This is a genomic window from Nocardia sp. NPDC056000, from assembly GCF_042269265.1.
Classification (GTDB): domain Bacteria; phylum Actinomycetota; class Actinomycetes; order Mycobacteriales; family Mycobacteriaceae; genus Nocardia.
Genome location: NZ_JBHJXS010000014.1, coordinates 128269 through 150398, shown reverse-complemented (window position 1 = coordinate 150398; position 22130 = coordinate 128269). Strand labels below are relative to the sequence as shown.

Sequence of the window (22130 nt, the reverse complement as noted above, 5' to 3'; positions counted from 1 at the left end):
ATACCGAAGCGGGGCACCCGCGATGGGGTGCCCCGCTGACCCGTATCGGGCCTGACTCAGCGTGCGGCGCGAGCCGCGAGCGCGGCGGCCACCAGCACCGTCACCCCCTCCACGATGGCGGTGGCGCCGACCGCGTGCGAGGCGGAGAGCGCGGTGGTTCCGGCCAGGCTCAGGAAGATCGAGCCGAAACTGGCGATGCCGACCACGATGCCCAACTGCACATTGGTGACCAGGATGCCGCTGGCGTCGGCGGCCAGGGCGAGCGGGATCCTGGCGGTGGTGCGGGCCATGAGCGGACTGAAGGACAGGCCGAAGCCGATGCCCATCAGGCCGAAGATCGTCAGCTCGAGCGGGCCCAGGTTGGCGCCGTCGCGCATGAGCAGGCCCATGATCACCATGGTGGCGGCGGCCAGCACCAGTCCCGCCGGAATCATGGTGGCGTGCAAGCGTTCCGGGATGCGCTGCCAGTTCAGGCTGGCCAGGGCGAAGGTGATGCCCATGGGCAGGAACAGCAGTCCGGCGTGCAGGGCGGAGTAGCCGAGTGTGCTCTGCAGGTGGATGGCCATCACGAACAGCCAGCCGCCGAAGGTGCACATCACCACGAAAAGCGTTGCGGCGGTGAGCACCAGCCCGGGTGCGCGCAGCACCCGATCCGCGAACAGGGGTTCACCGCCGCGGTGGTGCACCCAGCGTTCCACCAGCCAGAAGCCCGCGAATCCCGCTGCGGCGGCGGCCAATGCGATCCAGGTCCACACCGGCCAGTCCTGCTCGTGACCGAGCACCAGCGGCAGCACCAGCAGCAGGACCGCCGGGGTGAGCACCGCCAGACCCGCGAGATCCAGTTTGCGATCGGTGCGCGCGATGCTCGGCAGGATGCGCGGTGCGACGGCCAGCAGCGCCAGCCCGATCGGCACGTTCACCAGAAACACTCCGCGCCAGGTGGTTCCGGCCAGATCGGAGCTCACGATGAGCCCGCCGAGGATCTGCCCGACCATCATGCCGCCGGAGATGACGGCCGCGTACGCCGAAAGCGCCCGCGCCCGAGTGGTTCCCGTGAAAGTCAGCTGGATCAGGGTCATCACCTGCGGCACCATCGCCGCCGACCCGATGCCCTGCAGGAACCGGAATACGATGAGCGGCCCCGCACTCCAGGCCAGTCCGCACGCCAGCGACGCGACGGTGAAGATCGCCAGCCCGGCCACGAACATGGTCCGCTGCCCGAACCGATCACCCAGCCGCGCCCCCGTGACGAGCAGCACCGCATACGCGATCACATATCCGGAGACGATCAATTGCAGCCCGGAACCACTGGCGTGCAACGAGGTTCGCATGGCAGGAATGGCGACATTGACAATGGAGGCGTCCAGCACCGCCATGAACTGCCCGAGCAGGATCACGGTGAGAACGGCGAGCGAGCGGCGACCGGTTCCGGCGACAGCCGGAGCCGCCACCACCGGCGGGGATTGGGTCAGGCTCTGAGTCATGCCATGACCATCCGCCGCCCCGGAACCGGGTACCAGGAGCCTGCTTATGCTGGTACTACCACCACCTGGATACGGGTGCGGATTACGACCAGTATGGAAATGTGAATCCCGTAACCGGAAATGCCGCGCCCGCGAGCCATCGCGCCGCGCGAACGCGCGAGCGCCAGCGGCCGGTCGGTTCCGGCCCGACGGCAGCCACTCCCGACGCGAGCATCGACCGTGGTGCGGATGCGGCCGGAATCGGGTCCGGCGCGATCGGAAACGACCATATTGCGGCCGGGGGTGTGAGGCGCGGACGGGAGGCGGGGCCGTTCGCGGCGGACGGGACGATTGTGCGGATGGAGTTGGTTCCGATCGAGAATTCGCCCGCCGTGGCTGTTCCGCAGGATTCCCGGGAGGTGCGCAAGACGCGGCGGGATGAGTTGTCGGCCTTCCTGAAATCGCGGCGGGCGCGGATCACGCCGGGGGAGGTGGGGTTGCCCACCGGGTCGCGGCGGCGCACGCCCGGGCTGCGGCGGGAGGAGGTGGCGCAGCTCGCGGGGGTGGGGATCACCTGGTACACGTGGCTGGAGCAGGGCCGCGATATCAATGTGAGCATTCAAGTGCTGGACGCCATTTCGCGCACGCTGTGCCTGGACGGCGCGGAGCGGGCGCATCTGTACCGGCTGGCGGATGTGCCGACCATTCCCGCGCCGCAGTTCGATGAGCCGGTGCCGGAGGAAGTGCAGGTCATCCTCGATCACCTGACGCCGCTGCCCGCGGTGCTGCTGTCGGCGCGTTACGACGTGCTGGCGTACAACTCCGCGTATGCCGCGCTGTGCCCGGGTTTTCTGCTGGGTGAGAAGAACATTCTGCGCAAGGTGTTCCTGGCCCCGGAATGCTGCAATCCGTATGCGGCGCAATATGAATACTTGGCTCGCATGGTCGGGTATCTGCGCGCGGCGTATGTGAAGAACCTGCATGATCCGCTGTGGACGGGGTTCATCGATGATCTCGTCACCGCCAGCCCGCTATTCGCCGAGATGTGGGCGCGCAATGATGTGGCGTTCCCGCTGGGGCGGATTCGGGTGATCCGCAATGTGGTGACCGGCGATCTGGAGATGAGCATGACCAGCATGTCGCTGCCATCCATCGCGGGGGCGTGGATTCAGGTGCTGACGCCGGTGGACGAGAACGGCTGGACGAGACTGCGCGCGCTGCTGACCATGACCGCGGAACAGCGGCGCAAGCCCTGGCTGGCGCATTTCGCCGAGGCGCACCCGGAGGTCGGCTGAATTCGCCTAAGCTGCGCGCATGGCTGAGGTTTCCGGGCAGGAGACGATCGGGTCGGCTGCCGGGCGGGGGCCGGTGGTGTCGTGGGGGCTGTGGGATTGGGGTGGGGCCGCGTTCAATGCGGTGATCCTCACCTTCGTGTTCTCGGTGTATCTCACCGATAAGGTGGGTAAGGATCTGCCCGGGGGTGTGTCGTCGAGTGCCTGGCTGGGGTGGGCGCTGGGGCTGGCCGGGTTGGTGGTGGCGGTGACGGCGCCGGTGAGCGGGCAGTTCTTCGATGCCACGGCGAAACGCAAACTGTCGCTGGGCGTGCTGACCTCGTTCACGGTAATGCTGATGGCGGCAATGTTTTTCGTGCATCAGAACTACCACTACCTGTGGGTGGGGCTGGTGCTGCTGGGTATCGGCTCGGCGACGTTCGAGCTGTCGCATGTGCCGTACAACTCGATGCTGCGGCAGGTGTCGACGCCCGCCACCGTGGGGCGGGTGTCCGGATTCGGCTGGGCCATGGGCTATTTCGGCGGCATCATCCTGCTGCTCATCGTGTATTTCGGCTTCATCTCCGGTAAGGGCGACTATCGGGGCCTGCTCGGTGTGCCCACCGATGACGGCCTGAATATCCGGCTGGTGGCGCTGGTTGCGGCGGTCTGGTTCGCCGCCTTCGCGCTGCCGCTGTTCCTGTTCGTTCCCGAATTGCCGCGCACCACAGCCGATCCCGGCGCGGATACGCGCAAGCTCAGGGACGCGTATCGCATTCTGTGGCGTGATGTGCGTGAACTCTGGCGTGCCGACCGCCGCGCCGTCGGATTCCTGTTCGCCAGCGCCATCTTCCGCGATGGCCTGGCGGGCGTGTTCACCTTCGGCGCGGTGCTGGCGGTGCGCGTCTACGATATCGCCGACTCCGATGTGCTGCTGTTCGGCATCGCCGCGAATGTCGTTGCCGCCCTTGGCGCGATCACCGCCGGCCGGGTCGACGACCGCATCGGCCCGAAACCGGTGATCGTGGTCTCATTGGCCGCCATGATCGGGTGCGGACTGGTGTTGCTGGTGGTTTCCGGCCCGCTCATGTTCTGGATCTTCGGCCTACTGCTGACCGTATTCGTCGGTCCCGCACAGTCTTCCGCGCGCACCTTCCTGATCCGGGTGACGCCGCCGGGCCGGGAGGGGCAGATGTTCGGCCTCTACGCCACCACCGGTCGCGCCGTATCCTTCCTGGCCCCGGTGCTTTTCGGCTTCTTCGTCTGGGCGACGGGTTCGGAGCGGTTCGGCATCATCGGTCTGCTGCTGGTGCTCGCGCTGGGTCTGGCCGCGCTGCTCCCGGTTCGGCAGCCCGCGCTCTGATCACGGATGGGAGACGGCGTCCGGATCCCACGCACCCATACCCAGGGCGATCAGGCGCACATGCAGCACGGTGCGGTCGATGATGCGGGCGCGGTCGCGCGGGGTGGCGACGACGTAGTCGGCGATGCGGTCGGCGACCGTGGCGACGATCAGGTCGGCGGCCAGCTCCAGATCCTCGGGAGACCAGTGGTCGAGATTGCGCACCCGGGACAGGTCCACCACGAGTTCGCGCACGATGAGCTGCATTTCCACCGCGATGGCGCCGCGCAGCGCCGCCGATCCGCCGTGGCGTTCGCGAATCAGGAAGCCCCACAGATCGGTTTTGCTGTCGACCTGCTCGAAGACGAAGCGGACGGTCGCGGCCAGGCGCGCGTCGGGGGTGCGGCGCATCTGCCGCAGTGCCAGCCGGAGTTGGCGCACGCCCTCCTCGACGAGGGTGGTGCCGAGTTCGTCGAGTGAGGTGAAGTGCCGGTAGAACGCGGTCGGCACGATGCCCGCGGACCGGGCGATCTCACGCAGGCTCAGGGCGGCGAAGCCGCGTTCGGCGGCCAGGGCAAGGGTGCCGTCCAGTAGTGCCGCGCGGGTCCGTTCCTTGCGCTCACCCCTGGTTGCTGCCTGCTCGCTCACATCGATGAGCATACATTCGTTCACATTCGTTCCATTCGTGAGATGTCGTGTGGGTCACACGAACTGCCGGTTGAACTCGATGGCCTCCAAGCGGCACACTAGTTGAGTGTACAGATGTGCACCGAAATCAGCGCCCGCTGAGATCGTGCACATCGAAACGTGACAGCGTCGCCCAGCCCGGCGGCGCGACAGGAGGCCAGAATGGTTGGACTCATCGACCTCGTGGAGAAACTGACCACTCCGCATCAGCTGGACCGCTATCTCGAGCTGGTCCGCCCCAACTTCACCCTGCGCGATATGCGCGCCGAGATCACGCACGTGCGCCGCAGCGCCGTCGGCTCGGTGACGCTCACGCTGCGCCCGACCCGGCAGTGGCGCGGCCACCTCGCCGGTCAGTACGTGCAGATCGGCGTGGTCATCGACGGTGTGAAGCACACCCGCTGCTATTCGCCGGTGAACAATGACCGTCGCCGCGACAAGCACATCGAACTCACCATCAAGGCGCATCCGCACGGCCTGGTGTCGAATTACCTGCACGAGAACGCGATTCCCGGCATGGTGGTCGACCTGGCTCCGGCGTCCGGCGTCTTCCACCTGCCCGCCGAGCGGCCCGATCGCATCGTGCTGATCACCGGCGGCAGCGGTATCACCCCGGCGCTGTCCATGCTGCGCACGCTCGCCAGCGAGCGGTATCAGGGCCGGGTGCTGTTCCTGCACTACAACCGTTCACCGGAATGGGTGCCGCATCGCACCGAGCTGGAAGCTCTCGCATTGCAGCACAACAACTTCCGGGTCGAACTGCTCTACCCCGAGCTCGGCGGCGACGCGAACTTCAGCTATGACGAGCTGGAGCGGCTCGCGCCGTGGTTCCCGTTCGCGCAGACCTACCTGTGCGGCCCGCCCGGACTCATGAAGGCGGTACGCACCGTCTACGAGGCCGAACAGCTGGAAGAGCGGCTGCATTCGGAGGAGTTCACGCTCACCGTCGCGCCCAGCGATCCGGCCACGGCCGAAGGCGAGATCACCTTCTCCGGTACCGGCAAGACCGTCGAGAACAATGGCGCGAGCCTGCTCGAGCAGGCCGAATCCGCCGGTCTCACCCCGGAATACGGCTGCCGCATGGGTATCTGCTTCACCTGCACCGCGGTCAAGCGCAGCGGCTGCACCCGAAATCTACGCACCGGCGAGGTCGACGCGGACCCCGACCAGCCCATCCAACTCTGCATCAACGCCCCCGTCGGGGACGTCGACATCGCTATTTGAGGGGACAGAAATCATGGCGATACTTACCGAGACACCCGCGGGACCCGTCGTACTGAGCCAGGAGCAGGTCGAGGAGATCGGCCGCGCGCTGGACGAGATCCGCGCTCGCGTCACCGACGATCTGGGCGAGCGGGATCGCGAATACATCTACTCGATCATCAAGGCGCAGCGCGGTTTCGAGATCGCCGGCCGCGGCCTGATGTACCTCGGCTTCCTGCCGCCGTTCTGGCTGGCGGGCGTGGCCGCGCTGTCGGTGTCGAAGATTCTCGACAATATGGAGATCGGCCACAATGTCATGCACGGCCAGTACGACTGGATGCGTGAGCCGGGCCTGAACTCGCGGGTCTTCGAATGGGACACCGTCTGCCCGGCCGATCAGTGGCGGCACTCGCACAACTACATGCACCACACGTACACCAATATCCACGGCATGGACCGCGATATCGGCTACGGCATCCTGCGCGTGGACGAGCAGCAGCCCTGGAATCCGCTGCGGCTGGGCAACCCGCTGTACGCGTTCTTCCTCATGGTCGCGTTCGAATGGGGCGTGATGGGGCATGACCTGGAGGTTGAGAACATCATCCAGGGCAAGCGCAAGTGGTCCGATATCAAGGCGCTGGTCAAGGGTCAGGTCCGCAAGGCCGGGCGGCAGGTGCTCAAGGATTACGTGGTGTTCCCGGCGCTGACCGGGCCGCTGTTCCTGTCCACGCTGGCCGGTAACTTCACCGCCAATATCGTGCGCAACCTGTGGACGTTCTCGATCATCTTCTGCGGGCACTTCCCGTCGGGCGTACAGACGTTCACCGAGGAAGAGTGCACCGAGGAGACCCAGGGCGAGTGGTACGTGCGCCAGATGCTGGGCTCGGCCAATATCGACGGCAGCCGCCTGTTCCACATCATGAGCGGCAATCTCTCGCATCAGATCGAACACCACCTGTTCCCGGACCTGCCCGCGAACCGGTATCCGGAGATCGCGCCCGAGGTGAAGGCGCTGTGCGAGAAGCACGGTCTGCCCTACAACACCGGTAGCTTCAGCCAGCAGATCGGCTCGGTCTGGGCCAAGCTGTTCAAGCTCGCGCTGCCGCCGGTGCTCGCGGGGAAACCGCAACCCAACGGTGTTATCGTGATGCGCCGGGGGCAGGCTAGCGAAGTGGGCGTGTGAATGATCGGAAAATTCGAAAGCAATAAGGATCTGATCCAGGAACTGACGTCGTCCGGAGCCCGGCACGTCGGCAATATCGCATCGATCATCACCGGAACGGTCGCCGAGGTGACCAAGGAGATCGGCGACTGGATCACCGACGCCATCGAAATGCGCGAGGCGGCCGCGGCCGCCGCACAGGATGCCGCCAGTCAGCGCGCGTCCGCCGCGGATCTCGACGACTTCGATGATGATTTCGACGGCGACGCGGAACCCGTTGCGGCCCAGACTGATTCGCCCAAGGCCCAGCCTGGTGCGGCGAAGGTGGAGCCGGAGCCGGAGTTCATCGACGCCGAGATCGTGGAACCGCGTCAGTAGACGGGCAACCGCCTACGGTGCTGTGCCACTTCGGTAATCAGATCCTTATAGCCATCGGCGAGTTCGGCGAGGCGATACCACTGTAGGTGCGCCTCGCTGTCCGCGTGCCGCGGCGGCTCGCCCAGATGCGGGCTGCTGCGCCGCCGTGGGCGGCCGTCCGGATTCTGTTTGCGCACTGCGCCCTCCGACCGAGCAGTGTTCAAAGCCTGTTGCGCCGCAACCCATTTCGCCGCCATGCGGTCTATCACCGCGCCGAGCGTCTCGGTGTGCAGTGAGGCCCCGCCGCGATGCGGGATATGGATCGCCACCCATTCGTCGATGCGCGCCACCAGCTCGGTCCGCCGGGCGTCGATATCTTCCACCAGCCCGATATGGTCGGCCACGCGCTGCGGTGTGGCTCCGGCGGCGTGTGCCGCCTCCTGCGCCCGATGCCTGCCCTCATGGCATTGCACCAGGTCGTGGGCCGCGGCCAGCACCTCGCGATCGGGGTGGGCGGCGTCGGAAGGATCGGTGCCGAGTGTGGAGACCGGTTCCTGGAAGGCGCGCAACAGCATTCTGGGCGATGGTAGCTCGGCTCCGTACCCCGTACCGGTGTAGTCCGTTGCCATATTTCCCACCCTTAGCCAGTGCAGTTTGGATGCGCCAGAGCCGAGGAGGTTTCGGGGAGGGGCTCCCCTCGGCTCCGGCGCAGGCCCGCATGCCGGGACGCACAGCCCACCACAAACGGCACGGTGAAGAAACCGGGAAATTCGCGACGGTGCGATGGGGAGACTGTCCGAAATACGGGACTATTTCAGGAAAGCGCGATAGTCGGACGGGCGCAACCAAACGGCGCTCGATCGGCGAACCTGGCGGAGAATCGTTATACAGCATTACAACTGAGTCACGTGGGGGTTGTGAAAGGTGGCTGATCGACACCTCTTCGGGGGTGCATCTGCACGGGCTGGTCGGTCGGTTCCGGGCCGGTGCCGCGTTCGCCTCGATCGAGTCCGTTACTCAGGCTTATGAATAGCTATCGGCGCGGCGCGCCGGGAGCGCTGCGCGCCGCGCTCGATTAGCCTGGGTATTCGTGCCAGCCTATGCGTCCTCACCCGAGCTGCGCTTCGGATTCATGTTCGCGCTGGAAGACCCGGAGCGAATCGCCGAAGTCGTGCGCACCCTGATTGTTCGCCGGCGGGTGTCGGTGTTCCGGCTCGCGCACCTGTCCAATGATGACGGGCCGCCCGAACGCTATGTCGTGAACTGGGCTGCGGTACCGCAGATCTCGGTCACCACCGCCGCGCCGACCCCGGATGAGCTGCGTTCCTCGGGAACGATGCTGGTCAACGCGTTTCTGGGGGAAGACGGTGAAGTGAGCCTGTACGCGGCGGACGGGCACGCCCCGAACTAGTGTGTCGGGCGACACACGCCAACTTAGTTACCTCTCAGCAACAGGCAAGGGCGCTGTAAGGGAGCCCCTGCAAGGTGGGTCACGTCGCCGGTCGGAAATCCCGGACGGAGGCGAACCAACAGAGAGGTTGAAAATAATGATCCCGGTCATCATCGATACTGGTAGCGCCGCCCTGAACGGGCTCTTCAACACCGGTAGCGCTGCACTCAGCGGTATCCTCAACACCCTGTTCACCGGCTCCTTCGGCGGCCGTTAAACCTCATCTCCCGGAAGGGTTTTCGGGATACCGCCCCGAGTGCGCACGCACTCGGGGCGGTTTGCGGTCGCGGTGGGGCGGCCCGGGTGAATTCAGAGTGCCAGGGCGGGGGAGCGGCGGGCCTGCAGGATTTGTTCCAGTAGGGCAACGAGGATGGTTTTCACCGATTCCCGGTCGCGCGCATCGCAATCCAGCAATTGGATGGACGGGTCGATATCGAGGGCCTCGCGCACCTCGTCGAGTTCGAAGGCCGGTGCGGCCTCGAATCGGTTGACCGCCACCACGAATGGGGTGCGGCGCTGTTCGAAGTAGTCCAGTACCGGATAGCAGTCCTGGACCCGATCGGTGTCGACCAGGATGACGCCGCCGAGCGCACCGTCCAGCAGATCGTCCCAGAGGAATTCGAAGCGTTCCTGGCCGGGCGTGCCGAAGAGATAGAGCACCAGCGAGTGATCGAGGGTGATGCGGCCGAAGTCCAATGCCACCGTGGTGGTGGTCTTTCCGGTCGCGCGGCCGGGGGTGTCGACCCCGACCGAGACCTCGGTCATGGCGGCTTCGGTGGCGAGCGGCTCGATTTCGGAGATGGCGCCGATGAGCGTGGTCTTGCCGACGCCGAAACCGCCGCTGACCACGATTTTCACCGAGGAGGCGAGCGGGGCGGGGGCGGGAATGTCAGAGTGCCCGTACAAGATCCCGGATCCTTTCGATCGCGGAGGTGGACAGTTCACTACCCTGGCTCACCGCGACATGGCCGGCGGCGACCAGATCGCTGACCAGGACGCGCGCCACCCCGACCGGCACCCGCAGCGCGGCGCCGATCTCGGCGATGGAGTGCGGGCGCTGGCACAGCCGCACCACCCGTTCCAATTCGAAACGCAGTGGGGCGGACAGTGCGGCGGGTGAGGCGCGCACCAGGGTTTCGATGCGCAGTCCGTCGACCAGGGGCGTGGTGCGTCCGGCGGTCATCATGAAGGGGCGCACCACCTGTAGGTCGGCTTCCGCGGCTCCGGGCGAGGTGTCGATCTCATCGGCCGCGGCGCCCTGCCGCATCGGGAATCCGGTCATCATCCGGGCGTCGGGCAACCGGTGCGAATCATTCATCGGGCCAGCGATTCTCGCAGTTCGGTGATGAGCGCCGGGGTGAGCAGCGCGCCGGCGCGCTCGGCGAGCACGGCCATCTGATATCCGACCAGGCCCACATCGGCCTGGTGTTCGGCGATGACGCCGATGCAGCTGCCATTGGTCATTGCCGAGACCAGCAGGAACCCCCGCCCCATCTCGATCATGATGAGCCGCAGTCCGTCGAAATCGTAACTGCGCGAAGCGCTTCGACCGAGGCTGGTGAGCCCCGACACCATGGCCGCGAGCCGGTCGGCCCCATTGCGGTCCAGTCCCTGGGACATGGCCATGAGCAGCCCGTCCGAGGAGACCGCCACCGCATCGCGCACACCGTCGGTGCCGCGCACGAAATCGGCCAGCAGCCAATTGAACGCGTGCGGATCGGTGTCGGGGTAGTGGGTCGTCACCTGCGGTCCTCCTGATTCTTCGAGCCGGGTCGAGCCGATGCGCCCGTATCCTGCTGCGGCACAACGCGTTCACCGCGCTGATGCCCGGCCCGGAACCCGGCGAGCATGCCGCGCACCGCTTCCGGGGTGCGATCGGCCTGCGGAACGGCGGGCGGGGACGGCGGTGCGGGTTGGGCGCCACCCGGCGTGACACCCGAATTCTCCCGAGTCTTCCGGCTGCGCTTGACGAGACCGTTTCGTGTGCGTTGCACCTGCGGGACGGATCCCGGAACATCAGCCGCGTCCGTTGGTGAGGGCGACGTCGATCCCGGCGCGGCCGCCGCACCCGCGATGACGGCCCGCGCGGGGTCGACCGGCGTGCGCCGTCCGGCCGAACCGTCCGGGAATCCGGTGGCGGGCACCTCGCCGGTCACTTCGGATCCGCTGTGGCGGTTCGATACCGGTTGTCCCGCAGGGGGATCGGCTGGATCCGCGAGCGGGATGAGTTTGACGCCGCTGCCGCCGGTGGGGACCGAGCGCGCGCCGTTGGCGTATCTGTCGCGCGGGTCGGGCGGTTCGATGATGCCGCCGGTGGTCAGACCGCCGGAGGTGAACGCGATGTGCGCATTGCGGCCGGTGTCACCCGAGGCGGCGAATACCGTTGTGCTGAAGGGGAAGTCGCCGGTTGTCGTGGTCGGGTGCGGTTCAGTGGATTCCGGGGCGGTCGCCGCGGCCAGTGCTCTGGCGGGACTGTGGCGGCCGTAGCTGGGCTCGGGCATATCGTCGGCGGCGGGAAGTGCCGCGACGGCAGCGTGTTTCGAGTCCAGGCCCGGGGTCGCGGCGATTGGGGGTGGGGCCTGATCGCCCAGCAGGGATTCGGGGATCAGCAGACGCGCCACCACACCGCTGACGGGGGAGACGGTGAGTTCCACTTCGATGCCGAGGCGTTTGGCCAGGCGGCCGACGACGAAGTGGCCGAGGTAGCGGGTGGGGGCCACCAGGAAGTCGGCTTCGCCGCGCAGGCGGGCATTGGCCACGGCGAGTTGATCGGCGGGCATGCCCACGCCGTGATCCACCACGGCGAGCAGATAGCGCGGGCCGATGCGGCGGCCGTAGATCTCCACTTCGAGATCCGGTGGGCTGAAGGCCAATCCGTTCTCGATGAGTTCTGCGAGCATATGCGCGAGCTCACTGACCGCGGATCCGGCGATGGCGGCATCGTCGACGCGCCGCATGATGACGCGGCGGTAGTCGTCCACCTCGGACAGGCCGGCGCGAATGACATCGGTGAGCGGAATGGACTGCGACCAGCGGCGCGGACTGGATTCGCCGACCAGCACCAGCAGGCTTTCGGCATTGCGGCGCATGCGGGTGGCCAGATGGTCGAGCTCGAAGAGATTGGACAGCGCGCTGGGATCCAGTTCCTCGCGTTCGAAATCGCTGATCAGGCCGAGCTGGCGGCGTACCAGGTTCTGATTGCGGCGCGCCAGGTTGGCCAGTGATTCGGTGGTGTTGCGGCGCAGCCGGGCCTGGGCGGAGGCGAGTTCGAAGGCGGTGGCCTGGACGCGGTCCAGCGCGGTTGCCACCGAGGCGATCTCGGCGCCCGCGGCGGCGTTGGCGCGCACCGGTTCGGGTGGTTCGGGATCCTCGACCGCACTGTCGTGCCAGTCCGCCACCAACCGCGGCAGCCGCTCGTCGGCGACCGCGTCCGCCTCCCGGGCCAGCTCGGCGAGGGGTTGCACGATGGCCCGCACGGTCGTCACCACCAGCGCCACCATGGCCGCCACCGCGAGCAGTGCGGCCAGCGCGTACACGCCGAGCACCGTCGCGGCGTCGCGGCGCAATTCGGCGGCGCGAGCGTGGATCTCATCGCCGATGCCGCGCTGCACCCCGCGTTCGGCATCGATGACCGAGGTCATCTGCCGCCACCAGTCGGCCGGATTCACCGGTTCGGTCAGTGGTCCGCGCACCGATGCGATGGCGATCGATTCGGATTCGGCGGCCCGCACCGATTCATCGGTGCGCATGGCGGTGTACAGCCGGGACCGCTGTTCGGGGGTGGCCTCGCGTTCGAAAGCCGCGACGGCGCCCTGCTTTCCGGCGCGAATATCGAGGAACTGCACGTATTCGCCGGGCCCGAACCCGCCCGCGGCGAAGACGCCGTTGAGGAAGCCGCGCTGCTGCGCCGTGTACTCCTTGACGTCGCCGAGCGCGTACAGCGTCTGCAATCCGCGCCAGAGTTGGGTATCGCGGGCGTTGTCCAGTCCGGGCCGCGCCTGATTCAGGGCCAGGATCGCACCGGTGTAGAAGGTGAACGAGGCCGCTCGATCGATATGGCGGGCGTCGACGTCACCGCGATTGGCGCTGAGCCCGGACAGCCGCCCCAGCGCGTCGCGCACCTGCGCCGATCCGGGCGCACCGGTGCTCAGCACCCGATTCAATTGTTGCAGCGCGCCATCCACCGCGGCGCGCTGTGCGGTGACCGCGCCGCGCGCGGAATCGTCGCCGCCGAGCAGACCGTTGGTGAGACCGCGTTCGCGCTGCGCCTCGTGCACCAGATCCTGCACCGCCAGCGCGAGATCGACCGCGTGCGTGGTGGATCCGGTATCGCGATAGCGCGTCACCTCACCGGAGATGATGACGGTGAGCAGGGCCAGCACCAGCACCACCGAGAGCAGCAGAATGCGCCGCAGTCGGGCGCGAATAGTGCGCGGCCGGATGAATTCCAATGCGGGCGTGAGTTTTACGTTACCGCGCTGCAACAATCGCGCCGGACGCATATTCACACACACTCCTGAAAATCGAGCTTCCGCACTGCCCAGGACCGGGTGCACAGAGAATTACCAGCAAGATGTCAGAGGCAGATGTGGTCTTCGCGTCCAGGGGAAGACAATGGGGTGAACAACATCGAATTCACCTGTCGGTACGCGGCCGAATTGCTGCCGGGCCGTGATTCGATATCGCCGCGAATCACGAAAGCGGATGCGCCGCGGCCTCGTAGATGCGCCGCACCACATCCTCGATATCGGGTTCTTCGATGGACAGATCGCGCACCTCGGCCCGCGCCGACACCGCCGCGAGCAATTGCGCCGCCGTGGTGATCTCGGTGTCGAAGGCGAGTCGCTGGCGCATACCGCCGCCCTCGCTGGCGAGCAGTTTCGCGCCCGGCAGATCGGTGAGATCGGTTGTGGGTTCGGCCAAATCGACGGTCAGCACCCGATGCGCGCCGACGGTGGCGGCCAGTCCGGTCAGTGAACCGTCGTAGACCAGGCTGCCGTGATCGACCACCAGCACCCGTTCGCACAGCCGCTCGATATCGCCCATATCGTGCGTGGTGAGCAGCAGGGTGGTGCCGCGGCTGGTGCGCTCATACCGCAGGAATTCGCGTAATCGCTGTTTGGACAACACATCCAGGCCGATGGTCGGCTCGTCCAGGATCACCAGTTCCGGTGAATGCAGCAGTGCCGCAGCCACTTCCGCGCGCATGCGCTGGCCCAGTGAGAGCTGGCGCACGGGAGTGTCGAGGGTGCTGCTCATCTCCAGCTGTTCCACCAGCTCGTCCGTGCGCCGCCGCGCCGTGCCCGGTTCCAGCCGGTGAATGGCCGCCAGGATCGAAAACGATTCGCGCAGTGGCAGATCCCACCACAGTTGCGAGCGCTGTCCGAACACCACCCCGATGCGCGCCGCCAGTTCGCGGCGCTGCCGCACCGGATCGAGTCCGCAGGTGCGCAGTCGTCCGGCGCTGGGCACCAGAATGCCGGTGATCATCTTGATGGTGGTGGATTTGCCCGCGCCGTTCGCGCCGATGTATCCGACGGCCGCGCCGGGTTCGATCCGGAAGCTCATATCGTCGACCGCGGTCAGCACCTCGCGTCGCCGTCGCCAGCGGCCCTGTTTCCGGCTCAGGACGAAAGTCCTTGTCAGTCCGGCAATGTCGATGATGGGTTCGCTCATCCGCCGCCTCCCTGATAGTGCCTGGTGCCCAGCCGCCACGATGTCAGCGCGATCACCCACACCCACGCCGCCGCCAGTGGGGACGCCCAGGCCAGCCACGTGGTCAGCGGTGGCGATCCGGGCAGATCCAGCAGGGCGATGGTGGGCAGATAGGAGCTGAAGGCGACCGGAATGAGAAATCCGAAGATGAGTTTCATCGGTGTGGGGAATACCGAGGCCGGTTGCATGGACGCGTACGAGCCGCCGTAGGTGAAGGCATTGGTCAGTTCGGCCCCGTCGATGAGGAAGAACTGCACCCCGGCGGCGGTGATGAAGAGTCCGGCGAAGATCGTGATGCCGGATATCAGGGTCACCGTGAAGAGTGCGAGATGCGCTGCGGTCCAGTCGATGTCATTGCGGGCGATGCCGAATCCGAGCACGGTGGCCGCCACCGCGATGCGCGCCACCCGGCGCAATGCGATATCGCTGGTCATGAGTTGTAACAGCAGCGGTTGCGGGCGCAGGTAGAAGGCGTCCAGTTTGCCCATGCGGATATAGGTGGGCAGCGTGTCCGCGTGCCCGACCAGCATGTCGGCGATGGCGAAGCAGGTATTGCTCATTCCGAACAGCAGCAGCATCGAATTCAGGTGCAGTCCGCCCAGTTGCGGCACATTGTGGAAGATCACCCACATTTCGCCGAATTCGACGAGCCCGATCAGGAAGGCGCTGAACACATCGGTGGCGAAGGACAGTGGATAGGCCCGCTGCGCGCGTAGTCGGGAGGCGAGTACGGCGCGATAGGGCGCGAATCGGGAGGGGCGTAGGCCGTCAACCACCCTGCACCTCCAGTTTCCGGCGGCCCGCGCGCAGCAGCAGTTGACCCAGTGCCGTCAGGGTGGCGAGCCAGAAAGCCTGCGCCAGCACGATTCCCATCGCCGCCATACCGGTGGTGCGGCCGGACAGCACATCGATGGGCCATTGCAGCATCGAGGGGAACGGGGTGCAGTAGGCGATGGTGCGCAGCCAGTCCGGGAACAGGTGCACGGGCGCGAACAATCCGGCCAGGAACGTCCCGCAGATCATGTGCAGGGCCCGCAGTCCGCGCGTTTCCACCAGCCAGAATCCGGCCAGGCTCACCGCGAACATGGACAGGAACGACAGCGCGATGGCCATCGCGAGGCTGAAGATGCCCAGAATGTACGGTCCGGCGGTGGTGGGCAGCGCCAATCCGAAGGTGAGCGCGCCGACCAGCATGCTGGGCAGTCCGCGCGGCAGCAGCGAATAGGTTGCCCGGCCGATGTATTCGGCCAGGTGCGCGCCCTGGATATCGATGGGCCGCAGGAAGTCGATGGCCACATCGCCGGTGCGAATGCGTTCCACGATATCGGGCAGGGTCCAGAACGCGATGGCTCCGAGCAGCCCCTGGGACAGCCAGATGAACGCGCCGATGGTGCCCCGGTCGTAGCCGCCGAAGCCGTTATTGGCGTGCACGGCGGCCATCAGCACGGCCGCGCGGACGAAGCCGAACACCACGTTCGTGATGAGTCCGGCCAGCATTGCCAGGCGATAGTGCGACTGCCTGCGAAATCCGGCCTTGACCAGTTGCCAGTAAACCCCCACGTCGGCACGCACAAGAAGTTCACCTTACCGGACCCGGCGAAACCGGCAATGCCGCTGCCCCGCAGCGGTTTTCCAGCGAACCGCGAATCCGGGCGAAGGCGCACCGGGTGTTCGCGAGGTCTTCATCCTGAGGGGTTTGCTTCGTCCGGTTCGCCGGGGGTTATGCTCGTGCTGTCCCGGGCGAGACGATCGTCACTTCTGTCCGGTTCGGTGTGTGGCCCGCGCGATGGATTGCGCGAGATTGCCCGGTTTCACCGAAAACCCTCCGCGGCGCGAGCGATGGATGGTAGAAACGTCACTGTTTCACTTTGCTCCGACGCTAGGACGATCGATGACCGTGGCCGAGACGACTGTTTTCGAGACGCTCGAATCCAACGTGCGCGGTTACTGTCGTGCCTGGCCGACGGTGTTCGACACCGCGCGCGGCTGCTGGCTCACCGATGAGAACGGTAAGGAGTACCTGGACTTCTTCGCCGGTGCGGGCTCGCTCAACTACGGGCATAACAACCCCGTGCTCAAGCAGGCCCTGATCGACTATCTGGTCGGGGACGGCATCACGCACGGACTGGATATGTCCACCGTCGCCAAACGCCGTCTGCTGGAGACCATCCGCGATGTGCTGCTCATCCCGCGCGGGATGGACTACAAGGTGCAGTTCCCCGGCCCCACCGGCGCGAACGCCGTGGAGGCCGCACTCAAGCTGGCGCGCAAGATCACCGGGCGCACCGCGGTGCTGAACTTCACCAACGCCTTCCACGGTATGACCCTCGGCGCGCTGTCGGTCACCGGCAATGCCGCCAAGCGCGCGGGCGCGGGCGTACCGCTCATCCACGCCACCCCGATGCCCTACGACGGGTATCTCGAAGGCGTCGACGACTTCTCATGGATGCGCCGCACCCTGGACGACAGCTCCTCGGGCATCGACAAGCCCGCCGCGGTGATCGTGGAAACCGTGCAGGGTGAGGGCGGAGTGAATGTCGCCCGCGCCGAATGGCTGCGCGCCCTGGCCGATATGTGCGCCGCGCGCGGCATTCTGCTCATCGTCGACGATGTGCAGATGGGTTGCGGGCGCACCGGTCCGTTCTTCTCCTTCGAGGTCGCCGGCATCCAGCCCGATATCATCACGCTATCGAAATCCATTGGCGGCTATGGCCTGCCGATGGCGCTGGTGCTGATGAAGCCCGAACTCGACCAGTGGACACCGGGTGAGCACAACGGTACGTTCCGTGGGAACAATGCCGCCTTCATCACCGGTGAGGTCGCGCTGCGCGAGTACTGGACCGGTGCGGGCATGGAGGCCGCCACCCTCGCCAAGGGTGAGCACATTCGCAAACACCTCACCGCCATGACCGAAACCTTCAGCGGCACCTCCACCCGGGGCCGCGGCATGGTGCACGGCCTGGTGTTCGACGATGCCTCGCAGGCCGCCAAGGTCAGCAGCATCGCTTTCGAACTCGGGCTGCTGGTGGAGACCTCCGGTTCCAATGACGAAGTGGTGAAACTGCTGCCGCCGCTGGTCGCCACCGAGGACGAACTCACCCACGGGCTCGGGCTGCTGACCCGGGCGGTCGAGATAGTGCGCGACGCGCACTGAATAACCCGGTGCGTCATGCCGATCGAGCGGCGCACCCCCTGAACGTCGTCACCGCCCACACCGGTGCCGACCCTGATGCCGGGCTCCCAGCTGCGGAGGGAGCCCGGCATCTCCTATTTGCGGATGCCTTGGCGACCGCTGCGCGCTAGCCGAGTTTGCGCAGGAACCATTCCAGCAGTTGCTGTTCGGATTTGGGCCCCAGATGCGGATCCGCCTGCGGCAGTGCGCAGAAGATGGCGGCGGTATCGAATTCGTCGGGCAGCGCGAGCAGGCACGCACGGCCGTTCTGTGTCTGGTCCGGATCCGGATAGCAGTAGTACCGCCCGACGAGTTTGCCTTCCTGCCGCCAGACCGTATCGCCGCGCTCCGGCCCGCCGCCGCAGGCATGGCCTTTCAGCAGATCCAGATCCTGTTGATACAGCTGGGTCGCCGAGGCCCGATCGGCGAAACCGAGGAAGCCGGTCACCGGAAAGCCGTTGGCGTTCACACAATCCACCGTGGCGTTCGCGGCCGAACCCTGCGGCACCTCGCCGTGGCGGCAATTGCCGGTGCGCCAATCCTTGCCGAGATCGGTCAGCAGTTTGCGATCCGCGGGGGAGAAGACATCCGGATCGCGGGCGCGGTCGGCGGAGCGGAACTGCCAATAGTCCTGCCGCGCTTCCCAATCGCGCAGCGGCTGATCGGAGACATCGTCCCAGAGGTACATGGCCATGGCCGGAATCTCCTCGTTCGTCACGATGAACGCGGGCTTGGGCGCCGGGCCGATCTTGGTATTGGTGTAGCAGCCGCGCCGCCCCACCTCCTTGCCATCGCGCGTGGACGGCGCGTCCACGCCTGGCGGATCACCCGGGCACGCGCTGAGTTTGGTGACGTCCAGCACCGAGGTGTAGTACTCGTGGAGTTTGTCGGCATCGCGGAAACGCCAGAACCGGACGCCGGGATTGCCCGCGTGATAGTTCACGGCGCAGGACAGGATCGCCAGACTGTACTCGTCGGGCTCCTCGTGCACGCAGTTCGCGCGATTGAACGCCGGACGTTCGGTGAACGCCAGCAGATCGATATCGGCCTGCGTCAGCGCACCCGCGTTCGGCACCGCGTGCCCGGTCCGAAGCGGCTGCGCCGCGGCCCATCCCGCGAAGCCGAGCGCCGCCACGACCAGCGCGGTGACCGCGCCCAGCAGCACCGGCCGAGACGGGCGGTGGAACCGGCTCGTCACCCGGCGCGCCGCGGCAGAGGTTGGGGGCTCCTGCGCTGTCCCCGAACCATTTTCGGGCTTCGGCCGCGGCTCGGAACCGGAACCGCGCTCGGGTGCGGCCGTCGAATCCGTCGGCATATCCCGCGGCGCGGCAGCGGGTTTCGTTTCGTCGCCGCATTCGGAGTCCGCGCCCGTGAGGGTGGGCTCGCCCGGCTCCGGTGGTGCGGTGAGGGCGGCGCGTGCGGCTTCGGCCAGATCGCCCGCGGTGCGGTAGCGACCGGACGGGTTCTTGGCCATACCGCGCGCGACCACGGGATCGAAGGCCGCGGAGACGGTGGGACGAACCAGGCTGGGGCGGGGTACCGGGTCGAAGAGGTGGGCGCGCATGATCTGCGCGTCCGTATCGCCGATGAAAGGTCTTGTACCGGTGAGGCATTCGAACAGCACGCAGGCCAGTGCGTAGACGTCGGCGGCGGGGGTCAGGTCGCGGGAGGAGAAGCGTTCGGGGGCCATATAGCCGAAGGAGCCGACCGCCGAACCGTCGGCGGTGAGCGTGGCATCGGTGGCGGACTGGGCGATGCCGAAATCCACCAGGTAGGCGAAGCCCTCTGTGGTGAGCAGGATGTTGTCCGGCTTGATATCCCGGTGCAGCAGGCCGTCCGTGTGCGCGGCGTCCAGCGCCGCCGCCACCTGCTCGATGACCGCGACGGCGCGCTCCGGTGTGTCATATCCGATGCGGCGCAGTCGATCGCGCAGGCTCTCCCCGTCGACCAGGCGCATATCGATGTACAGGTGGCCGTCGATCTCGCCGTAATCGTGGATCGGAATCACATGCGCCTCGCGCAACCGGGCCGCGGCGTGCGATTCGCGCTGAAAACGCCTGCGGTACACCGGATCCTCGGCCAGCCGCGCGGGCAGCACCTTGATCGCGACGGTACGGTCCTTGACCGTGTCGTAGGCCTGATACACCTCGCCCATACCGCCGCGGCCGATCAGCCGATCCAGCCGGTAGGGCCCGAAACGAGCCCCGACGACCGGCGCGCGCTCCGGATTCGTCATATCCGCCTCATCCGAAATTCTGCTGGAACCAGGACTGCAGTGCCGCTTCGTCTTTCGGGCCGTTCTCCGGGGAATCCTGCGGCAGCACACAGGTGATGACGAACAGGCCGAGTGTGCTGTGCACCGCCACCAGACAGTTCTGCGCCGTATCGGAGGAGGCGTCGACGAAGCAGAAGAACCGCCCGGCCTGCCCGGAACCCTTGCGCCACACCGTGTCGGTTCCCGCACCGCCCCCGCACGCGTGCCCCGGGAACTGGCTCAGATCCCCCTGGTACAGCACATCGGCCGAACGCTGATCCGGGAAGCCGAAGAAGCTCACCCCGGGTGCGCCGATCTTGCTGCCGCACAACAGGTATGCGTTCGCCAGCGATCCGGGCGGATCGGCATGCCTGCAATTGCTCGCTCGATAATCCGGACCGGTATGCGTCAGCAGCGCCCGGTCTTCCGCGCTGAGGAAATCCGGATCCTGGGTGGCATCGGGGTGGAACTGCCCGCCGTTGTTCTTCGCGCGATAGTCGCGGAACGAGGTCTGGTCCGGACCCGCGTAGATATAGACGGCGATCGCCGCCAGTGCGGTATCGGTCACCAGCAGGGTCGGTTTGGGCGCGTTCGGGGTTTCGGCCTTATTGGCGAAGCAGGCTTTGCGGCCCACCTCCTTACCGTCGCGCATGGACGGTCCATCGTTTCCGGCGGGATCGGCCGGACAGCTGGTGAAGTGCAGGGTGGACACCATCGTCCGGTAGTAATCCCGCATGGCGTCGGTGCTGCGGAAGCGCCAGAAGCGCGCGGCCGGGGTGGAGGAGGCGGGCACCGCCGCGCACAGGAACACCGCGACGGTGGTGGAATCGGGGCGTTCATGGTTGCAGTTCTGCCGCTTGTACGCGAGTCCGTCCACCTTCGCGAGCAGTTCGATATCGGCCGGGGTCAACGCGGTGTCATCGGCCACCGCGATACCGGAGGTGTGTTTGGACGCCACCGCCCACCCCGCGAAACCCAGTGCGGCGGCGACCAATACGAGCACACCCAGTACCGACACCAGGCGGCGCAGGCGTCCCGCACGCGGACCCGAGCCGCCCGCGCTGGTGACGGTCCGTTCCTGCGCGGCTGTATCCACCGGTGCGGTCACCGCCGACGCACCCGGATCGGCGGGACCGAGCGCCGCGCGCGCGGCGGCGGCCAGTGCGCCCGCGCTGGGGTAGCGCTCCTGGGGACTCTTGGCGAGCCCGCGCGCGATGACCGGATCGAAGGTCGCGGGCACCGAGGCGCGCACCCGGCTGGGTCGGGGCGGGGTCTCGAACAGGTGCGCCCGCATGATCTGGGCGTCGTTCGCACCGGTGAACGGCCGCACGCCGGTGAGACATTCGTAGAGCACGCAGGCCAGCGCGTACACATCGGCGGCGGGCGTCAGCTCGGTGGCGGCGAAGCGTTCGGGGGCCATGTAGTGATAGGACCCGACCGCCGAACCATCCTTGGTCAGGGACGGATCGGTGGCCGACTGGGCGATGCCGAAATCCACCAGATAGGCGAAGCCGTCCCCGGTCAGCAGAATATTGTCGGGCTTGATATCGCGGTGCAGCAGGCCGTCATGATGTGCGGCGTCCAGGGCCGCGGCGATCTGCTCGATCAGTCCGACCGTGCGCTCCGGCGATCCCGGTCCGGCATCGCGCAGCAGCGCCCGCAGGCTGTCCCCGTCCACCAGGCGCATATCGATGAACAGTCGCCCGTCGATCTCGCCGTAATCGTGAATGGGAATCACATGCGCCTCGCGCAGCCGGGCCGCGGCATGGGATTCGCGTTGGAAGCGCTGCCGATACATCGGATCCTGGGCCAGCCGCTCCGGCAGCACCTTGATGGCCACCGTCCGGTCCTTGACCGTGTCGTAGGCCTGATACACCTCGCCCATGCCCCCGCGCCCGATCAACCGGTCCAGCCGATAGGGGCCGAACCTGGATCCGACGGTGAGCGGGTGATGCGGACTCGTCATGGCGTTTCGGCTCCTCGTCGCGGATCCATTGTGGCAGTCCGTGAATCCGGCTGATCAAGAATCACATGGATTACAACCGGTGACGAGC

Annotated in this window: 19 protein-coding genes; 7 read left to right on the top strand and 12 right to left on the bottom strand. The window is 66.7% G+C overall.

Annotation, left to right across the window (positions count from 1 at the left end; all coding sequences use genetic code 11):
• Window positions 1-56 precede the first annotated feature (56 nt).
• Window positions 57-1484, bottom strand: a complete 1428-nt coding sequence (locus ACFC4D_RS35915; RefSeq protein WP_376070039.1) for an MFS transporter — start codon at window positions 1482-1484, stop codon at window positions 57-59.
• A 338-nt stretch (window positions 1485-1822) separates the two neighbouring features.
• Here ACFC4D_RS35915 and ACFC4D_RS35910 point away from each other — a divergent pair, with 338 nt between their 5' ends.
• Both ACFC4D_RS35910 and ACFC4D_RS35905 read left to right on the top strand, forming a co-directional pair.
• On the top strand, window positions 1823-2758 hold the full coding sequence (locus tag ACFC4D_RS35910; RefSeq protein ID WP_376070036.1) for a helix-turn-helix transcriptional regulator: 936 nt from the start codon (window positions 1823-1825) through the stop codon (window positions 2756-2758).
• Between the two features lie 19 nt (window positions 2759-2777).
• Entirely contained in the window at window positions 2778-4097 is a 1320-nt protein-coding gene (locus tag ACFC4D_RS35905; protein WP_376070033.1) for an MFS transporter, read from the top strand.
• Here ACFC4D_RS35905 and ACFC4D_RS35900 read toward each other — a convergent pair whose 3' ends face one another.
• Window positions 4098-4736 carry a TetR family transcriptional regulator gene (locus ACFC4D_RS35900; RefSeq protein WP_375956095.1) on the bottom strand — a complete coding sequence of 213 codons (639 nt, stop codon included), beginning with the start codon at window positions 4734-4736 and terminating at the stop codon, window positions 4098-4100.
• 189 nt (window positions 4737-4925) lie between these two features.
• Between ACFC4D_RS35900 and ACFC4D_RS35895 the strand changes: the two genes are divergently transcribed.
• The 3 genes from ACFC4D_RS35895 to ACFC4D_RS35885 are packed head-to-tail and all read left to right on the top strand — an operon-like array spanning window position 4926 to window position 7506.
• Window positions 4926-5987, top strand: coding sequence for a ferredoxin reductase (locus ACFC4D_RS35895; RefSeq protein WP_364629242.1), 1062 nt, complete (start codon window positions 4926-4928; stop codon window positions 5985-5987).
• A 13-nt stretch (window positions 5988-6000) separates the two neighbouring features.
• Window positions 6001-7149, top strand: a complete 1149-nt coding sequence (locus ACFC4D_RS35890) for a fatty acid desaturase family protein (protein WP_375955436.1) — start codon at window positions 6001-6003, stop codon at window positions 7147-7149.
• Entirely contained in the window at window positions 7150-7506 is a 357-nt protein-coding gene (locus ACFC4D_RS35885; RefSeq protein WP_376070031.1) for a hypothetical protein, read from the top strand.
• Here the strand turns inward: ACFC4D_RS35885 and ACFC4D_RS35880 are convergent.
• Window positions 7500-8060, bottom strand: a complete 561-nt coding sequence (locus ACFC4D_RS35880; RefSeq protein ID WP_376070029.1) for a DUF4254 domain-containing protein — start codon at window positions 8058-8060, stop codon at window positions 7500-7502. The two genes, ACFC4D_RS35885 and ACFC4D_RS35880, sit on opposite strands and share 7 nt — an antisense overlap.
• 515 nt (window positions 8061-8575) lie before the next feature.
• Between ACFC4D_RS35880 and ACFC4D_RS35875 the strand changes: the two genes are divergently transcribed.
• Window positions 8576-8896, top strand: a complete 321-nt coding sequence (locus ACFC4D_RS35875) for a hypothetical protein (protein WP_364629254.1) — start codon at window positions 8576-8578, stop codon at window positions 8894-8896.
• Window positions 8897-9244: 348 nt separating this feature from the next.
• Here ACFC4D_RS35875 and ACFC4D_RS35870 read toward each other — a convergent pair whose 3' ends face one another.
• The 7 genes from ACFC4D_RS35870 to ACFC4D_RS35840 all read right to left on the bottom strand — a co-directional run bounded on the left by ACFC4D_RS35870 (window position 9245) and on the right by ACFC4D_RS35840 (window position 16222).
• The gene (locus tag ACFC4D_RS35870; RefSeq protein ID WP_364632711.1) at window positions 9245-9844 is read right to left on the bottom strand and encodes an ATP/GTP-binding protein; all 600 of its coding nucleotides are present in this window, start codon (window positions 9842-9844) and stop codon (window positions 9245-9247) included.
• On the bottom strand, window positions 9825-10253 hold the full coding sequence (locus tag ACFC4D_RS35865) for a DUF742 domain-containing protein (RefSeq protein WP_364629257.1): 429 nt from the start codon (window positions 10251-10253) through the stop codon (window positions 9825-9827). Before ACFC4D_RS35865 ends, ACFC4D_RS35870 begins: the two co-directional genes overlap by 20 nt.
• Window positions 10250-10678, bottom strand: a complete 429-nt coding sequence (locus ACFC4D_RS35860) for a roadblock/LC7 domain-containing protein (protein ID WP_364629260.1) — start codon at window positions 10676-10678, stop codon at window positions 10250-10252. Before ACFC4D_RS35860 ends, ACFC4D_RS35865 begins: the two co-directional genes overlap by 4 nt.
• The gene (locus ACFC4D_RS35855; RefSeq protein ID WP_376070403.1) at window positions 10675-13437 is read right to left on the bottom strand and encodes a nitrate- and nitrite sensing domain-containing protein; all 2763 of its coding nucleotides are present in this window, start codon (window positions 13435-13437) and stop codon (window positions 10675-10677) included. Before ACFC4D_RS35855 ends, ACFC4D_RS35860 begins: the two co-directional genes overlap by 4 nt.
• Before the next feature lie 190 nt (window positions 13438-13627).
• Window positions 13628-14611, bottom strand: a complete 984-nt coding sequence (locus ACFC4D_RS35850; protein ID WP_376070026.1) for an ATP-binding cassette domain-containing protein — start codon at window positions 14609-14611, stop codon at window positions 13628-13630.
• Window positions 14608-15426 (bottom strand): ABC transporter permease, encoded by an 819-nt coding sequence (locus ACFC4D_RS35845; RefSeq protein ID WP_375955431.1) that lies wholly within the window; start codon window positions 15424-15426, stop codon window positions 14608-14610. Before ACFC4D_RS35845 ends, ACFC4D_RS35850 begins: the two co-directional genes overlap by 4 nt.
• Window positions 15419-16222, bottom strand: coding sequence for an ABC transporter permease (locus ACFC4D_RS35840; RefSeq protein WP_376070024.1), 804 nt, complete (start codon window positions 16220-16222; stop codon window positions 15419-15421). Before ACFC4D_RS35840 ends, ACFC4D_RS35845 begins: the two co-directional genes overlap by 8 nt.
• Window positions 16223-16541: 319 nt before the next feature.
• On the opposite strand from ACFC4D_RS35840, the gene ectB reads away from it, so the two are divergent.
• Complete coding sequence (gene ectB, locus ACFC4D_RS35835) at window positions 16542-17804, top strand: diaminobutyrate--2-oxoglutarate transaminase (protein ID WP_376070023.1); 1263 nt, start codon at window positions 16542-16544, stop codon at window positions 17802-17804.
• Window positions 17805-17949: 145 nt separating this feature from the next.
• Here ectB and ACFC4D_RS35830 read toward each other — a convergent pair whose 3' ends face one another.
• Window positions 17950-20058 (bottom strand): protein kinase, encoded by a 2109-nt coding sequence (locus ACFC4D_RS35830; RefSeq protein ID WP_376070022.1) that lies wholly within the window; start codon window positions 20056-20058, stop codon window positions 17950-17952.
• A gap of 7 nt (window positions 20059-20065) precedes the next feature.
• Entirely contained in the window at window positions 20066-22042 is a 1977-nt protein-coding gene (locus ACFC4D_RS35825; RefSeq protein WP_376070020.1) for a serine/threonine-protein kinase, read from the bottom strand.
• Window positions 22043-22130: the final 88 nt, after the last annotated feature.

Excerpts from the sequence above, each read along its gene's own strand:
- ACFC4D_RS35915 (WP_376070039.1), bottom strand. The coding sequence starts at position 1,484 with ATGACTCAGAGCCTGACCCAATCCCCGCCGGTGGTGGCGGCTCCGGCT.
- ACFC4D_RS35910 (WP_376070036.1), top strand. The coding sequence starts at position 1,823 with ATGGAGTTGGTTCCGATCGAGAATTCGCCCGCCGTGGCTGTTCCGCAG.
- ACFC4D_RS35905 (WP_376070033.1), top strand. The coding sequence starts at position 2,778 with ATGGCTGAGGTTTCCGGGCAGGAGACGATCGGGTCGGCTGCCGGGCGG.
- ACFC4D_RS35900 (WP_375956095.1), bottom strand. The coding sequence starts at position 4,736 with ATGCTCATCGATGTGAGCGAGCAGGCAGCAACCAGGGGTGAGCGCAAG.
- ACFC4D_RS35895 (WP_364629242.1), top strand. The coding sequence starts at position 4,926 with ATGGTTGGACTCATCGACCTCGTGGAGAAACTGACCACTCCGCATCAG.
- ACFC4D_RS35890 (WP_375955436.1), top strand. The coding sequence starts at position 6,001 with ATGGCGATACTTACCGAGACACCCGCGGGACCCGTCGTACTGAGCCAG.
- ACFC4D_RS35885 (WP_376070031.1), top strand. The coding sequence starts at position 7,150 with ATGATCGGAAAATTCGAAAGCAATAAGGATCTGATCCAGGAACTGACG.
- ACFC4D_RS35880 (WP_376070029.1), bottom strand. The coding sequence starts at position 8,060 with ATGCTGTTGCGCGCCTTCCAGGAACCGGTCTCCACACTCGGCACCGAT.
- ACFC4D_RS35865 (WP_364629257.1), bottom strand. The coding sequence starts at position 10,253 with ATGAATGATTCGCACCGGTTGCCCGACGCCCGGATGATGACCGGATTC.
- ACFC4D_RS35855 (WP_376070403.1), bottom strand. The coding sequence starts at position 13,437 with ATGCGTCCGGCGCGATTGTTGCAGCGCGGTAACGTAAAACTCACGCCC.
- ACFC4D_RS35850 (WP_376070026.1), bottom strand. The coding sequence starts at position 14,611 with ATGAGCGAACCCATCATCGACATTGCCGGACTGACAAGGACTTTCGTC.
- ectB (WP_376070023.1), top strand. The coding sequence starts at position 16,542 with ATGACCGTGGCCGAGACGACTGTTTTCGAGACGCTCGAATCCAACGTG.
- ACFC4D_RS35830 (WP_376070022.1), bottom strand. The coding sequence starts at position 20,058 with ATGACGAATCCGGAGCGCGCGCCGGTCGTCGGGGCTCGTTTCGGGCCC.
- ACFC4D_RS35825 (WP_376070020.1), bottom strand. The coding sequence starts at position 22,042 with ATGACGAGTCCGCATCACCCGCTCACCGTCGGATCCAGGTTCGGCCCC.